Below are 14,967 nucleotides of genomic sequence, written 5' to 3' on the forward strand. Positions count from 1 at the left end.
GTCCGCCCCGGGAGGCGGGCCCATGGAGCCGATGCCCGGAACTCACCCCGTCAGCAGCGCCGCCAGCACCGCGGCATGGCTCTGCTCCGGAGTCTTGGACGCCGTGAGCAGGGTCACCGGCCCCTTGCCGGCCGACTTCCTGAGGCCGTCCAGGAGTTCGGCGGCCTCAGGATCGGCCAGTTCCGCCTCGTAGCGGTGGCGGAACTCCTCGTACGAGGCCTCGCCCGCGTGGTACCAGCGGCGCAGCTCCGTCGACGGTGTGAGCGCTTTGGGCCACTCGTCGATCTGCGCCGCCTCCTTGGCGAGGCCGCGCGGCCACAGCCGGTCCACCAGGACCCGCAGGCCGTCGCCGGGCTCCGGCGGCTCGTAGATCCGGCGCACGCGCACGCTCACGGTCAAGCTCCCCTCGGTCGCGGATGGTTCCGCGAGCGTACTTCGGCGGCCCCGCGACACCGGGCGGCAACGCGGCGTGACTTGACCTGAATGAGGGGGAAACGGGGACACCAGCGGCCCTAGTCTGTGGGCGAATGATCATCGCCACCCCCTAAGGAGCGCCCATGACGGCACCCCACAGACAGGCCTCACCACGACGCGGCGCAGGCCTCCGCCGCGAGGCGGTCCTCGCCACCGTCCCCGTCGCCGTGGCGGCACTGCTCGCCGCCGCGGGTCCCGCGTCTGCCGGCACCATCGGCGCGTCCGGCGCCGGTGACCCCTACTTCCCGCTCAGCGGCAACGGCGGCTACCACGTCAAGCACTACGACCTGACGCTCCGTTACGACACCACCTCCCGGCACCTGGACGGCAAGGCGGTCCTCACCGTCCGCGCCACCCAGAAGCTGACCCGCTTCGACCTGGACCTCAAGGGCCTGAAGGTCACCGGCGTCAAGGTCGACAACACTGCCGCCGGCTTCCGCCGCGACGGCCAGGAACTCGTCGTCACTCCACGCCACGCGCTGCGCAAGGACCAGGAGTTCCGCGTCACGGTCACCTACAACGGCACCCCCAAGGCGGTCACCGACCCGGACGGCTCCGCGGACGGCTGGATCCGCACCGACGACGGGGCGTTCGTCGCGGGCGAGCCGCAGGGCGCGATGACCTGGTTCCCGGGGAACAACCACCCCAAGGACAAGTCGTCGTACGACTTCACGATCACGGTCCCGAAGGGGCGCACCGCCGTCGCCAACGGCGTCCTGCGCGGGCAGCACACCGCGAACGGCCGCACCACGTTCCGCTGGCACCAGGCCGAGCCCATGGCCGCCTACCTGGCCACCGCCACCGTCGGCAAGTTCAAGGTCGAGCAGTACACCACTTCGGACGGCATCCAGGTCTACAACGCCGTGGACGCCCGGGAGGCGCGCGCGGCCGCGCCCGTGCTGAAGAAGCTGCCCTCCGTACTCAAGTGGGAGAGCAAGCTGTTCGGGCCGTACCCGTTCCGCGCGGCCGGCTCCATCGTCGACCACGCGCCGGACGTCGGCTACGCCCTGGAGACCCAGAGCCGGCCCTTGTACGACTCGGCGCCCGACGTGAGCACCCTCGTCCACGAGAGCGCACACCAGTGGTTCGGCGACTCCGTCTCGCTGACGGCCTGGAAGGACATCTGGCTCAACGAGGGCTTCGCCACCTACGCCGAGTGGCTCTACAGCGAGCAGCACGGCGGCGACAGCGCCCAGAAGAGCTTCGACGCCCTCTACGCCCGCCCGGCGAGCGACCACCTGTGGGCCTTCCCGCCCGGCGACCCGGGCAGCGGCAAGAACATCTTCGACACGCCCGTCTACGCCCGTGGCGCCATGGCCCTGCACGAGCTGCGCCAGGCCGTCGGCGACCAGGACTTCTTCACGATCCTGCGCGCCTGGGCGACCGAGCACCGGGCCGGGCACGGTACGACGGCCCAGTTCGTGAAGCTCGCCGAGCGGGTGTCCGGGAAGGACCTGGACGGTCTCTTCCACACCTGGCTCTACCAGCAGGGCAAGCCGAACAAGGCCTGACGGGTCCCTTCTTGGAACCTGACGGGTTCCAAACATGTGTCGGCCATGGTCGGCACATGATCGATCGCAGAGCCGCCGTAGCTCTCCTCGTCTCCCCGCTGCTGCTCACCGGCTGCGGCGGCGGAGCCGAGGCGACCGAGCGCCGCATCCCCGCCACCCGCCCGGCGCCGACGGCACCCCCCACCCCCACCCCCTCGTCTGAGCCCGTGGTGGAGTCGGCTCCCGAGCGGATAGCCGGCCTCGGCCCCAAGACCCACGCCGCGATACCGGACCGCTCCCGGCAGGTCGTCGTCGTCACCGGACGCGGCCGGAACTCCCCGCTCTCCACGGTCGTGCTGCACGAGCGCACCGCCACCGGCTGGCAGGCGGGCGCTGTGTGGCCCGCCCACAACGCGCTGCACGGCTGGAGCGCCCACCACAGCGCCGGAGACCTGCGCTCCCCGCTCGGCGTCTACACCCTCAGCGACGCGGGCGGCCTGCTGGCCGACCCGGGCAGCAGGCTTCCGTACCACCACTCCAGGGGATTCGTCTCGCCCGGCACCGGCTTCGAGGGCGAACCCCTCGCCGGGTCCTTCGACTACGTCGTCGCCATCGACTACAACCGCAGGCCCGGAACCTCGCCCCTGGACTGGACCCGCCCCCTGGGCCTGGGCCGGGGCGGCGGAGTCTGGTTCCACGTCGACCACGGCGGCCCCACCCACGGCTGTGTCAGCGTCGCCAAGGCCCACATGAAGGACCTCCTGCGCACCCTCGACCCGAAGCGGCATCCGGTGGTCGTCATGGGGTACGCCGACTGGCTCGCGCTCTGAGCCGCCTAGGATCCGAACTCGTGTGCGCACATGTGCTGGTCGCCGAGGACGACGAGAAGCAGGCCGAACTGATCCGCCGCTCCCTGCTGGCCGAGGGGCACACCGCCACCGTGGTGCACGACGGCGCCGCCGCGCTCGACGCGGCCCGCCGCCTGAGACCCGACCTGGTCGTGCTCGACCTGATGCTCCCGGTGATCGACGGCTTCGGCGTGTGCCGGGTACTGCGCGGCGGCGAGGACCCGGACATCCCCGTGGTGATGCTCACCGCCCGCGCCGCCGAGGACGACGTGCTGCTCGGGCTGGAACTCGGCGCCGACGACTACATGACCAAGCCGTACAGCCCGCGCGAGCTGATGGCCCGGATCCGCACCGTCCTGCGGCGCAGCGGGCGCGGCGTGAACGTCCGGGACGACGATCCGGTCGTACGGGCCGCAGGGATCGGCGTCGACCCGGTACGGCACGAGGTGCGCTGCGACGGGAAACCCGTGGAGTGCACACCGGCCGAGTTCCAGATCCTGCTGGCCATGGCGGGGGAGCCGGACCGGGTGTTCTCCCGGCGGCAGCTGCTGCAGTGCACGCGCGGCTTCGACCGGGCCTCCACCGAGCGAGCCGTCGACGTGCACATCATGAACCTGCGCCGCAAGATCGAGACCGACCCCCGGCGGCCGGTCCGCCTGGTGACCGTGTTCGGCGTCGGCTACAAGCTGACCGGAGGCCGGCCGTGAAGCGCCGGATACCGCTGCGCAAACGGCTGCTCGTCCGCCTGCTGTTCGTCTCGGCCCTCATCGCCGTCTGCTCGGTGGCCGCCACCGCCTGGCTCGCGGTGACCACCACCACCAGGGCGCTGAAGGAGGAGCAGGGCCAGGACCTCGCCGCCGACAACAGCATCCTCGCCCAGCTCAGCGGCTACGCGGCCGCCCACCCGGACTGGTCGGGCGTGCAGCGCACGGTCCGCGACCTGGCCCGCACGACCGGCCGGCGCATCGCCCTGACGAACGCCGACCGCACCCTGGTCGCCGACTCCGCGCCGCACGGCACTCCGCTGCCGCCCCGGCCCGCCGCCACCGTCGACCCCCTGCGCACCGACACCTACACCGACACCGGGACCCAGCTCAGCGGCATCGACCCCCGAGTGGTGGGGCCGTACCGGGTCACGGCCAAGGAGCGGGTGCGGCTGGACGCGCTGGCCGCCAAGCGCAGGCAGTGCTACGAGCGTTTCGGCATCGAGACCACGGTCGTCCGGATCCCGAGCGGCCGCCCCGTGCTCAGCAGCCCGGACGGCACCGACACCTCCTACGCCGCCGAGCAGTGCGCGGACGGCCTGCTGAACACCCCCACGCCGACGGAGGAGAAGGCCTTGGCCGACCTCACGGACCTGGCCCGCCCCTGCCTGAAACGGGCGGGCCTGGACTTCGGCGGACCGCTGTTCCTCACCTTCGACCCCAGCGCGAAGGATCCGCTCGGCGGCCGCTACCTGGTGGCCAAGTTCCCCAAGGTGAGCAACAGCAAGGCCGCCACCCAGGCGGCGCAGAGCTGTGTGCTGAGCGCCCGTCGCACCCAGCTGGAGCCCTATGTCGCCCCGGTCGCCGAGCTGTTCCTCGGCATCGGGGACCAGACCCCCTCCCGCTTCGACATGTCCACGGGCAACAAGGCCAAGGTGGTCGGCGCGGCCGGGCTGGTCCTCGCCGTCACCTTCGCCGTGACCGCCGTCGTCGCCGTCCGGCTCGTACGACCCCTGCGCGCGCTCACCGAGGCCGCGCAGCAGCCGCCCGAACTGCATGTGCGGGTGCCGGTGACCACCCGGGACGAGACCGGCATCCTCGCGGAGGCGTTCAACGACCTGACCGAGCGCCGTGAGCGCCTGGAGGCCCAGCGCAAGGCGATGGTCAGCGACATCGCCCACGAACTGCGCAGCCCGCTCACCAACATCCGCGGCTGGCTCGAGGTCGTCCGCGACGGCGTCGTCGACCCCGACCCGGCCCTGCTGGCCTCCCTGCACGAGGAGTCGCTGGTCCTCCAGCGGATCATCGACGACCTGCAGGACCTCGCGGCCGCCGACGCCGGCACCCTGCGCCTGCACCGCGAGCCGCTGCACGCCGGCGACCTGCTCGACCAGGTCGCCGCCGCCCACCGGGTGGCCGCCGACGCGGCCGGGGTCGCCCTGCGCACCGAGGCCGACGACACCGCCTGGCTGGACGCGGATCCCGTGCGCATGCGGCAGGCGCTCGGCAACCTGGTCTCCAACGCGCTACGGCACACCCCGGCCGACGGCACGGTCACCCTGGCCGCCCGCCGGGCCGACGAGGAGATCGCCCTCACCGTCACCGACACCGGATCGGGTATCGCCCCCGAGGACCTGCCGCATGTCTTCGACCGGTTCTGGCGCGCCGAGAAGTCCCGCAGCCGCCGCACCGGCGGCAGCGGCCTCGGCCTGCCGATCGTCCGCCACCTGGTCGCCGCCCACGGCGGCACGGCGGAGGCGGCGAGCGAGCCCGGCGCCGGCGCTGTCTTCACTCTTCGCCTCCCGGCCGCACCGGACCCGGTGGACGCCTAGAGCCTGTCCGACGATTCCCGCCCGCCTTGCGACGCCTGGCACGCACGCTCGAACACGCCCGCGCGGGGGACCCTCATCGCTGCCGCGTGGCCCCTCCGGGCGGACGACGGGAATCAGACATGCCCTAGCGCGGGCGCCGTGCCCCCATGCGCCGAGCCCGGGCGCGGCGTTCCGTCTCCGTCATGCCGCCCCAGACACCCGCGGCCTGTCCGGTGTCCAGTGCCCACCGCAGGCACTCCTCCCGGACACCGCAGCGTCCGCACACCGCCTTCGCCCGCTGTGTCTGCACCAGCGCCGGTCCCGTGGTGCCGATCGGGAAGAAGAGGTCGGGTTCCTCGCGGCGGCATGCGGCGCGGTCTCGCCAGTCGTCCATCAACGTCACCTGCGATCGAGGTCGTACCTGCCCCTGGAAGATGCGTACTCGCCTTCGGGTCACCTGTCGATGCGCGGTGAAACGGCGGAGACCGGCCAGTCTCACTGTTCCCGGACGCCCCAGGGGGAGCCGTACGCGGTCAGCAGGTCGAGGAACGGACGCGCGGGAAAGGCCTCCGGGCCGAGGACGCCCGTGCCCGACCAGGCACCGGTGGCGAGGAGTTCGAGGGCGACGACCGGATTGACCGCCGTCTGCCACACCACGGCCTGACAGCCGTACTCCGCCATCGACCACTGGTTGTCGACCACGTGATACAGGTACACCTCGCGCGGCGCCCCGTCCTTCGTGCCGCGCACCCACGTGCCCGCGCACGTCTTGCCGTGCATCCGCTCGCCCAGCGTCGCCGGATCGGGCAGGCACGCGGCGACCACGTCCCGCGGCGAGACGGCGACCGGTCCGTCCGGGCCGGAGACGGTCACCGGCTCGGTGCGGTCGAGTCCCAGCCGGTGCAGGGTCTTCAGCGTCTCGATGAACTCCCCGCCCAGGCCGTACTTGAAGGTGACCCGCCGCGCGCCCACCCAGCGCGGCACCAGCAGCACCTCCTCGTGCTCGACGTTCACGCACTCCACGGGCCCGATGCCCTCGGGGAAGTCGAACACCTCCGGCTCGCTGAACGGGGGCGTGGTGAACCAGCCGCGCCCGGCCTCGTACACGACCGGCGGGTTCAGACACTCCTCGATGGTGGTCCAGATGCTGAAGGAGGGCGCGAAGTCGTAGCCGTCGACGGTGAGGTTGGCGCCGTCGCGGATGCCGATCTCCTCGATGGTGTCGAAGAGTTCGTCGGCCGCGTACCGGGCGAACACGTCCGACAGACCGGGCTCCACGCCCATGCCGACGAGAGCGAGCGCGCCCGCCTTCTCCCACTCCTCGGCCAGCGCGAACTGCTCGTCGCCCAGCTTGACCCCGCACTCCTCGTACGGCCGCTCGGGGTGTGGCCGGGACAGGGACATCGCCATGTCGACGTAACCGGCGCCGGCCGCGCGCGCCGCGCGGAACAGGGGCATGACGAAGCGCGGGTCGGTCGCGTTGAGCAGGACGTCGCAGCCGTGGCGGGCGAGCAGCCGGGCCACCGCGGTCTCGTCGCCGGCGTCCACGCGCTCGGCGCGGAACCGGCTCCCGGCGTCGGCGAGGGCCGCGACCGCAGCCTCGGCCCGGGCGCCGTCGTAATCGGCGACCACCAGCAGGTCGAGGAACGGGCGGCGGGCCGCGATCCGGGTGATGGCGGTGCCCACACCGCCGGCTCCCACGAGCAGTACACGCATGACGAAACTCCCTGCCTGACACGAACGGTAAGAGGAACGGGGCAGGCGCGCCTTGGCCGGAATACAACGCCGGGGCATGGCGTAAGGTCAATGGCGTTGGCATAAGGCTCGTCGACGAAGGAGACCGGGAGGATCCGCCGTGCCCAAGCCCGTGGTGCCCGAGGAGAAGCGCCGCCGGCGCCGTCCGACCCGCAGCGGCATCGTGCTGTCCGAGCCGCTGATCGTCGAGACCGCGCTGCGGCTGCTCCGCGAGCACGGCAGCACCGGGCTCACCGCGCGCCGCCTGGGCCTCGCCCTGGACTGCGATCCCAGCACGCTGTACCGGTACTTCCGCGGCATGGACGACCTGACCCTGGCCATCGGGGACGCGCTCATCGGCCAGGCCCTGGCGGGCTGGCAGCCGGTGGGGGAGTGGCGGGCGGACCTGCGGACGATCGGTCTGCGCATCCACGCCGCGTACGTCGCGCACCCGCAGGCGGCGCTGCTGACCGCGAACCGGGTCACCGGGCGCGCCCAGGAACTGGCCGCCGACGAGGCGGTCCTGGACGTCCTGCGCAGAGCCGGGTTCTCCCTGCCGGAGACGGTCCGCGTCTACCACGCCTTCATCGACCAGACGCTGGCCTTCGCCGCCCTCGACGCCGCGTCCCTGGCCCTGCCGAGCGCCTCCCAGCGGGCCGACGAGGACAAGTGGCACTCGACCTACGCCCGGCTGCCCCGCGCCACCCACCCCCGTATCGCCGAGGCGGCTCCGCTGCTGGCCCGACGCATGGTCACCAGCGCCTACCCGACCGCCCTGGAGATGCTGCTGGACAGCGCGGCCGGGCGGCTCGGCACGCAGGTGCCCTGACCGTCACCGTCACCGCCGCAGTGCCCGGGCCGCCGTCGCCGTCACCGCCTCGGACAGTGCCGCCAGCGCGGGGGAGTCGAGTTTCCACCGCTGCCAGTACAGCGTGACCTCCATCCACTCCCGCGGTGCGAGCGGGACGAGGCGCCCCGCGTCCAGCAGCGGCCGGGCCTCGGGCTCCGGGATCATGCCCCAGCCGAGCCCGGCGACGACGGCGTCGACGAAGCCCGCCGAGGACGGCACGTAGTGCCGCAGCGGACTGGCGGCCGTGCCGCCCAGCCGGCGTACGAAGCCGTCCTGGAAGTCGTCCTTGCGGTCGAAGACCACGACGGGGGCCTCGGGCAGGAGTTCCTGGACGGGCCCGTCCAGGTACCGCTCGGCGAACTCCGGTGCGGCCGCGGCCAGATAGCGCATCCGGCCGAGCGTGCGGACCGAGCAGCCCGGCACCGGGTCGGGCGAGGAGGTCACGGCCGCCATCACCAGGCCCTCCCGCAGCAGCGCCGCCGTGTGGGCCTCGTCCTCCCGGTGCAGCTCGAAGCAGAGCCCCTCCACCCGGGTGAGCGCCCCCAGGAACCAGGTCGCCAGCGAGTCCGCGTTCACCGCGACCGACACCCGCGTCGGCTCGCCGGCACCGCTCAGGCCCAGCTCGCCGCGCGCGTCCCGCTCCAGCCGGGCCAGCTGCCGGGCGAACCTGACCAGCACCGCGCCGGACTCCGTCGGGCGCACCGGCTTGGTGCGCTGGAGCAGCACCCGGCCGGTGCGCTGTTCCAGCGCCTTGACCCGCTGGCTGACCGCCGACGGCGTCACATGCAGGGCCGCGGCCGCCGCGTCGAACGTGCCCTCGTCCACCACGGCGAGCAGCGTCCGCACATGCTCCAGGGGAAGCTCCTCCATCACAATCGCTAAGGATACGTAAGAATCTTTAGCTGTACCTACTGTGATCGTTTGCTTAACGTCGACGGTATGAACCACGCACTGACCGCCGCGGCCGCCGGATTCGGCACCGGCCTCTCCCTGATCGTCGCCATCGGCGCCCAGAACGCCTTCGTCCTGCGCCAGGGGGTGCGCCGCGACGCCGTCCTCGCCGTGGTCGGCATCTGCGCCCTGTCCGACGCGCTGCTGATAGCCCTCGGCGTCGGCGGGGTCGGGGCGGTCGTGGTGGCCTGGCCGGGTGCGGTACGGGCCGTCGGGCTCGTCGGCGGTGCGTTCCTGCTCTGCTACGGCGCCCTCGCCGCCCGCCGGGTCCTCAGGCCCGGTACCGGCCTGCACGCGGACGGCGATGCGGCGGGCTCGCGGCGCAGGGCGATCCTGACCTGCCTGGCCATGACCTGGCTCAACCCGCACGTCTACCTGGACACCGTGTTCCTGCTCGGCTCCCTCGCCGCCGACCGCGGTCCGATGCGCTGGACCTTCGGGCTCGGCGCCGCTTTCGCGAGCCTGTGCTGGTTCGCCGCGCTCGGCTTCGGCGCCCGGCTGCTCGGTCGCTTCCTCGCCCGGCCCACCGCCTGGCGGGTCCTGGACGGACTGGTCGCGGTGACCATGCTGGCGTTGGGGGCCACGCTGGTGGCCGGATCCTGAGTAAATCCTTTCGGCATGTACATGGGTTACTGAAATAGTTAGGCTCGCGAACCGAAAAGATGTAACGAGCAACCAGGACACCCGTGGACACGAGCGAGAGCAGCACCACCGAGCCCGACAGCGCCACCACGGCCACGGCCGCGCCGCCCCGGCGCGGCTGGCGCCGCTGGGCGATGGACACCCGGCCCCTGCGCATCCCGGCCTACCGGCGGCTGTGGTCGTCGACCATCGTCACCGCCGTCGGCAGCCAGCTGACCGCCGTCGCCGTACCCAAGCAGATCTACGACATCACCCACTCCTCGGCCTGGGTCGGCTACGCCAGCCTCGCCGGTCTGGTGCCCATGGTGGTGTTCGCGCTGTGGGGCGGTGCGGTCGCCGACACGGTGGACCGGCGCAAGCTGCTGCTGGTCACCAACAGCGGGATCGCCGTGACCTCGGTGCTGTTCTGGGCGCAGGCCGTCACCGGGCTGGACTCCGTGGTCGTACTGATGGTGCTGCTCGCCGCGCAGCAGGCGTTCTTCGGGCTCAACTCCCCGGCCCGCAGTGCCTCCGTCGCCCGTCTGGTCCCGGCCGAGGAGCTGCCCGCGGCCCAGGCGCTCGGCTCGACCGTGATGCAGACCGGCCTTGTCGCGGGTCCGCTGCTGGCCGGTGTGCTGATCCCGGTCATCGGGCTGCCCGAGCTGTACCTGATCGACGCGCTGGCCCTGTGCGTCACCGTGTGGGCGGTGTTCCGGCTGCCCGCGCTGCCGCCGCTGGGCGAGGGGCCGGGCCGCCGGGCCGGGGTGCGCGAGATAGCGGCCGGGTTCCGCTACATCGCCGGGCACAAGGTGCTGCTGCTGTCGTTCCTGGCCGACATCGTCGCCATGGTCTTCGGCATGCCCCGGGCCCTGTTCCCGCAGCTGGCCGCGCAGACGTACGCCTCCTACGGCGAAGGGCTTGCCCTCGGTGTGCTGTTCGCCGGGATCCCGGTCGGCGCGGTGCTCGGCGGCCTGTTCTCCGGCGCCTTCTCGCGGGCGCGGCGGCACGGCTGGATGGTCATCGGCGCGGTCGTCGGCTGGGGCGTGGCCATCGCCGGGTTCGGGCTGAGCGGCAACCTCTGGCTGGCCGTGGCCTTCCTCGCCGCGGCGGGGGTCGCCGACATGGTCTCCATGGTGTTCCGCGGGGCCATCCTGCTCTCCGCCGCGACCGACGAGATGCGCGGGCGGATGCAGGGGGTGTTCACCGTGGTCGTCGCGGGCGGTCCACGCCTGGCCGACGTCCTGCACGGCACCGCCGGCTCGGCCTTCGGCCCCCGGGCGGCCGTGGCGGGCGGGGGCGCGCTGGTGGTGGCGGTCATGCTGGGGCTCGCCGCAGCGGTCCCGGCGCTGCGCCGGTACCGGATCTGAGACGCCCGCAAGCGGCGCGGGACTGTGCGCCGACAGGCGACTCCGCCGCTGCGGCGCATGATCTGCCGGACGGCAGACCTAGAGCGGGCCGCTCCGGCGCCGCATCGTGTACTGCTCCATCAGCTTGCCGCGGGTCGCCTCCAGGCGGTGGGCGAGGACCTCGGCGACCGTGCGCACCAGTGACAGCCCGAGCAGGGGGTCCTCCACGCACAGCGCGAGCACCGACGGCCCGTCGAACTCGTAGGCCCGTACGTTGCTGAAGGCCACCGCGCCGAAGTCCCACTCGTACGGCGGGAACAGCCAGGACCAGCCGAGCATGTCGCCCGCGCCGAGCGTGGCCACGGTGACCCGCTGCCGGGAGGTGACCTGCTGGTCCAGATGGACCGCGCCGGAGCGGATCACCCAGAAGCGGTCGGCGGTGCCGCCCGCCTCGAAGATGTGGGTGTCCTCCGGGAAGGAGACCTCCTTGGCCAGCTCCATCAGCGTCTCGCGCTGGGCCTGCGGCAGGGCGGTCAGCAGTTTTATCGCTTTGGTCATGGCGCGGGACTCCTCGCCGGCAGCGGTTCGGGTGGTTTCCCCAAGCCCATTTCAGCCGCTGCCGCCGTCCGGGGCACCTCGAAGGAAGCGGGTTTCTGCCGGCGCCGTGCCGTGGAGGCATGAAAAAGCCCTGGCTGGACGGGGGAAGCCAGCCAGGGCCGTATGCGGTGGTAAGGGAGGACGGTTCCGGTCGACTCCGTCACCACTTATGGATGAACGGTAAACCATCTGCTGGGAATTCACCCAATCGGGAGCGGGTCACGTGACCTGTTTCACTCCGCCCACAACAACTCGTCCGCGTCCACGACATCGGTCATGCGGTCCGGGTACCCGACCGCAGTTCCGGCAAGCGGCGTTTGCCGCCCGGGCGGTCGGGCAGGCGCACTCCGTCTTCTGTCCGCGCCCTGACACCACCGCTCAGGAGCGATGCGCATGCTGACCGACATGTCCACAAGCCGTCCTGGTACGACCGACACCGCCTCCGTCGCGTCCGTGCGGCGGACCCATGACGACGCCCCCGACACCACGGCCCACTTCGTCCGGCTCACGGAACTGGACGACGGCCCCGAGCGGGACTCCGTACGCGACGAACTGGCGGCCGCGTGGCTGCCGATGGCCCATCGGATCGCCGGCCGGTTCCGCGACCGCGGGGAGTCCCCCGAGGATCTGCGCCAGGTGGCCGCGCTCGGCCTGGTCAAGGCCATCGACCGGTTCGACCCCTCCCGGGGAGCCTTCGAGAGCTACGCCGTGCCGACCATCACCGGCGAGGTCAAACGGCACTTCCGGGACCGGATGTGGGCCGTGCGGGTGCCCCGCCGGGTGCAGGAGGTGCGCAACCGGGTGCGCGTGGCCCGCCGCGAACTCACCCAGCACCCCGGCACCCCCGAACCCACCACCGCCGACCTCGCCACGCACACCGGCCTCACCGAGGAGGAGGTCGCCGAGGGCCTGGAGGCGCTGGAGAGCTTCAGCACCCTCTCGCTGGACGCCGAACTGTCCACCGATGACACCAGTTACAGCCTGGCCGACACGCTGGGTGCGACGGACTCCTCGTACGACGTCGTCGTGGACCGCGAGGCCGCCAAGGAAGGGCTGCGCCGCCTGCCCGAGCGGGAGCGGGCCATCCTCTACATGCGGTTCTTCGAGGACATGACGCAGAGCCGCATCGCCGACCGGCTCGGCATCTCCCAGATGCACGTCTCCCGGCTCATCAGCCGCAGCTGCGCCCGCGTACGCGCCGCGGCGCTGGGACAGCGCCAGAGCGGCCGGACCGCCGGGTGACACCGGCCGTCACTTCCTCGACCGCTCCCGCGTGATGCCCAGCGGCCGGGCCAGACCCGACACCGCCTCGTCCAGGCGCTGCAGATGCCGGAGCACCCGGTCGGTGACCCGGCCGTAGCGCGGGGTGCGCAGGGTGCCCGGTTCCAGCATCGACGCGATGCTGGGGCCGGTCTCGATCCCGGCCGTCGAACGGGGGTCGGCGACGTGCGCGGCGATCGCCTCGATGTTGTGCACGATCCGCCGGCCGGCCCCGCGCAGCCGCGGATCCGCCGCGATCGACGGGTGCGTCGGCAACAGCTCGGCCGTGGCGGCGAGCGAACGCGCGTGGTAGGCGCAGGTCTCCAGCAGGGCCACCACGTACCGGGCGGTGTCCCGGCGGGAGCGCTGCGGCGCGATCGGGTGGGTGAGCGGCTGGGTGGCGGCGCGCAGGTCGGCCAGCGCCTGGTCCAGATCGCGCGCCCGGTCCACCAGGTCGGCCGGCGGCGCGCCGCTCAGCTGGTCCATGGCGGCCCTCGTGACGTCCGCCAGCTTGTCGAGGGTGTCGACGAGCAGCTCGTTGGTGCGCCGGTCGGTGTGGATCGGCAGCACCACCGCCGCCGCGATCACCCCGCAGGCCGCGCCCAGCGCCGTCTCCTCCACCCGCAGCACCAGCACCGACACGCTGTACGTGCTCAGCAGCGTGTACAGCAGCCCGAGCATCGCCGTCACGAAGAACGACATCAGCGTGTAGGACAGGGGCGCGGTGTAGAACGCCGCGAAGACGCACAGGAGCACGAGGGCGAACGCCGTCCAGGTGTGGTGTCCGACCAGTCCCGCGAGCCCGATGCCGGCCACCACACCGAGGACCGTGCCGATCAGCCGCCGGTAGCCCTTCACCAGGATCTCGCCGGTGGACGCGGTGTTCAGGAAAACGATCCAGCAGGTCAGCACCGCCCAGTACCAGCGCTGGCTGGACAGCAGCTCACCGCCCGCGATGGCGAGCGCCGAACCGACCGCCACCTGCACGGCGGCCCGGGTGGTGGGCCGCCCGAGCCCGGTCGGCTCCGGCTCCTCGGGCTCGTCCTCCTCGCTGCTCTCGATCGCGGCGTCCTCGGCGTCCAGCTCCTCGCGGGAGCGGGCCGTCGCCGGGGTGTCGTCGGACTCGTCCTGCGGCCCGTCCAGGGCGATCCGCAGCCCGAGGACGGCCCGCGCGGCCTCGCCCAGACCCCGGAAGACGTCCTGCAGGGCCGGCGACGCCTTGGGCAGGTTCTCCTCCTCGCGGTAGCCGAGCAGCCGGTTGCGGACCTGCGCCAGCGCCGTCCCCGAGGCCTCGCCGACCGGTCGCAGCACCAGCAGACGCAACGCCTCCAGGTCCCGGCGCAGCACCGCCGTCGCCTCGTCCCGCACCGGCAGCTCGCCACCGGACGGCAGGGGTGCGCCGGGCAGATGCAGGGTGAGGGTGTCCGTCCGCTCGGCGCTGCGCGAGGTGAGCAGCAGCAGACCGAGCCGTTCGGCGGCGATCTCGGCGTCGGCGATGCGGCGTTGCAGCAGCCGTGCCGTCGCCTCGTCGGCGGTGCCGTCCGCCAGCCGGCCCTGGATCATCAGCGCCGTCTCGTGCAGCCGGGCGGTGCCGGTGCGCAGGTGCTCCAGGACCTTCTCGACGTCCTCGGGACCGGCGTCCAGCAGCTCGATCTGGGCGGCGACCAGCTGCCCGAGCCGGGCCCGGAACGCCCGGCGCAGCCGGTCGAGGGTCCCCGCCGGGGTCTGCGGCAGCAGCACGAAGCGGGCGACACCGCTGCACACGAACGCCACGGCGATCACGCCGTACAGGCCGGGCAGCGCGGACGTGGTCGCGTGCACGAACAGCGAGAGGAAGTAGATCTGGAAGCCTATGAGGCCCAGCGCCGTGCCGCGGTCGCCGAACCGGCGGCCGTAGACGGCACAGAAGATGAGGACGACGAAGAACACGTCGCCCACGACGACCCACTGGTTCAGGAGCGCGCCCAGCGACACCGAGGCGAGCGCCACCGGCAGGCCCAGCGCGAGGGTGACGGCCTGCTGGGAGCGCTGCTTCTCCCGGATGGCGAAGGTCGCGGCCATCGCCGCGATGGCGCCCGCGACGAGGTGCGGGACCGGGACCCGCACCAGGGTCAGCACGGCGAGGGTGAGCGCGATGGCGGCCACCGTGCGCAGGCCCGCGGTGAGCCGCAGCAGCCCGGGATCGGACGCCGCGAGCCGGTCCCACATCCGTGCCCACCCCGACCGAACCGCTGCCCTCACGCCGCCGCGCTCTCTCCCGTGCCGGAACTTGATCTCCGAC

General features: G+C 72.6%; 14 protein-coding genes. 8 read left to right on the forward strand and 6 right to left on the reverse strand.

Annotated elements, in window-relative coordinates:
• Window positions 1-42 precede the first annotated feature (42 nt).
• A complete protein-coding gene (locus CRP49_RS32750; RefSeq protein WP_097256594.1) occupies window positions 43-393 on the reverse strand; it encodes a DUF488 domain-containing protein in 351 nt (116 codons plus the stop codon).
• Window positions 394-557: 164 nt separating this feature from the next.
• Between CRP49_RS32750 and CRP49_RS32755 the strand changes: the two genes are divergently transcribed.
• From CRP49_RS32755 to CRP49_RS32770, 4 genes are read left to right on the forward strand one after another with little or no spacing between them, the layout of a single operon-like run.
• Window positions 558-1,985 (forward strand): M1 family metallopeptidase, encoded by a 1,428-nt coding sequence (locus CRP49_RS32755; RefSeq protein WP_097256595.1) that lies wholly within the window; start codon window positions 558-560, stop codon window positions 1,983-1,985.
• 56 nt (window positions 1,986-2,041) lie between these two features.
• Window positions 2,042-2,794 (forward strand): L,D-transpeptidase family protein, encoded by a 753-nt coding sequence (locus tag CRP49_RS32760; RefSeq protein WP_097256596.1) that lies wholly within the window; start codon window positions 2,042-2,044, stop codon window positions 2,792-2,794.
• 20 nt (window positions 2,795-2,814) lie between these two features.
• Entirely contained in the window at window positions 2,815-3,519 is a 705-nt protein-coding gene (locus tag CRP49_RS32765; protein ID WP_097256597.1) for a response regulator transcription factor, read from the forward strand.
• Entirely contained in the window at window positions 3,516-5,348 is a 1,833-nt protein-coding gene (locus CRP49_RS32770; protein WP_097256598.1) for a cell wall metabolism sensor histidine kinase WalK, read from the forward strand. Before CRP49_RS32765 ends, CRP49_RS32770 begins: the two co-directional genes overlap by 4 nt.
• A 124-nt stretch (window positions 5,349-5,472) precedes the next feature.
• Here the strand turns inward: CRP49_RS32770 and CRP49_RS32775 are convergent, their stop codons facing one another.
• Both CRP49_RS32775 and CRP49_RS32780 read right to left on the reverse strand, forming a co-directional pair.
• Window positions 5,473-5,721, reverse strand: coding sequence for a WhiB family transcriptional regulator (locus CRP49_RS32775; RefSeq protein WP_097256599.1), 249 nt, complete (start codon window positions 5,719-5,721; stop codon window positions 5,473-5,475).
• Window positions 5,722-5,822: 101 nt separating this feature from the next.
• Window positions 5,823-7,043 (reverse strand): saccharopine dehydrogenase family protein, encoded by a 1,221-nt coding sequence (locus tag CRP49_RS32780; protein WP_097256600.1) that lies wholly within the window; start codon window positions 7,041-7,043, stop codon window positions 5,823-5,825.
• A gap of 139 nt (window positions 7,044-7,182) precedes the next feature.
• On the opposite strand from CRP49_RS32780, the gene CRP49_RS32785 reads away from it, so the two are divergent.
• A complete protein-coding gene (locus CRP49_RS32785; protein ID WP_097256601.1) occupies window positions 7,183-7,890 on the forward strand; it encodes a TetR/AcrR family transcriptional regulator in 708 nt (235 codons plus the stop codon).
• A gap of 9 nt (window positions 7,891-7,899) precedes the next feature.
• Here CRP49_RS32785 and CRP49_RS32790 read toward each other — a convergent pair whose 3' ends face one another.
• Window positions 7,900-8,784: a LysR family transcriptional regulator ArgP gene (locus CRP49_RS32790; protein ID WP_179851825.1), complete on the reverse strand. Its 885-nt coding sequence runs from the start codon at window positions 8,782-8,784 to the stop codon at window positions 7,900-7,902.
• A 66-nt stretch (window positions 8,785-8,850) separates the two neighbouring features.
• Here CRP49_RS32790 and CRP49_RS32795 point away from each other — a divergent pair, with 66 nt between their 5' ends.
• Together CRP49_RS32795 and CRP49_RS32800 are read left to right on the forward strand one after the other, a co-directional pair.
• Window positions 8,851-9,465 carry a LysE/ArgO family amino acid transporter gene (locus CRP49_RS32795; protein WP_097256603.1) on the forward strand — a complete coding sequence of 205 codons (615 nt, stop codon included), beginning with the start codon at window positions 8,851-8,853 and terminating at the stop codon, window positions 9,463-9,465.
• Window positions 9,466-9,548: 83 nt separating this feature from the next.
• Window positions 9,549-10,850 carry an MFS transporter gene (locus tag CRP49_RS32800; protein ID WP_097256604.1) on the forward strand — a complete coding sequence of 434 codons (1,302 nt, stop codon included), beginning with the start codon at window positions 9,549-9,551 and terminating at the stop codon, window positions 10,848-10,850.
• Between the two features lie 78 nt (window positions 10,851-10,928).
• Here the strand turns inward: CRP49_RS32800 and CRP49_RS32805 are convergent, their stop codons facing one another.
• On the reverse strand, window positions 10,929-11,387 hold the full coding sequence (locus CRP49_RS32805) for a cyclic nucleotide-binding domain-containing protein (protein ID WP_097256605.1): 459 nt from the start codon (window positions 11,385-11,387) through the stop codon (window positions 10,929-10,931).
• Between the two features lie 432 nt (window positions 11,388-11,819).
• Here CRP49_RS32805 and CRP49_RS32810 point away from each other — a divergent pair, with 432 nt between their 5' ends.
• The gene (locus CRP49_RS32810; RefSeq protein ID WP_097256606.1) at window positions 11,820-12,668 is read left to right on the forward strand and encodes a SigB/SigF/SigG family RNA polymerase sigma factor; all 849 of its coding nucleotides are present in this window, start codon (window positions 11,820-11,822) and stop codon (window positions 12,666-12,668) included.
• 9 nt (window positions 12,669-12,677) lie between these two features.
• On the opposite strand, the gene CRP49_RS32815 is transcribed toward CRP49_RS32810, so the two are convergent.
• Window positions 12,678-14,894 (reverse strand): FUSC family protein, encoded by a 2,217-nt coding sequence (locus CRP49_RS32815; protein WP_097256607.1) that lies wholly within the window; start codon window positions 14,892-14,894, stop codon window positions 12,678-12,680.
• Window positions 14,895-14,967 lie beyond the last annotated feature (73 nt).

Origin of the sequence: Streptomyces sp. Ag109_G2-15 (assembly GCF_900215565.1) — a bacterium.
GTDB classification, from domain to species: Bacteria; Actinomycetota; Actinomycetes; order Streptomycetales; family Streptomycetaceae; genus Streptomyces; species Streptomyces diastatochromogenes.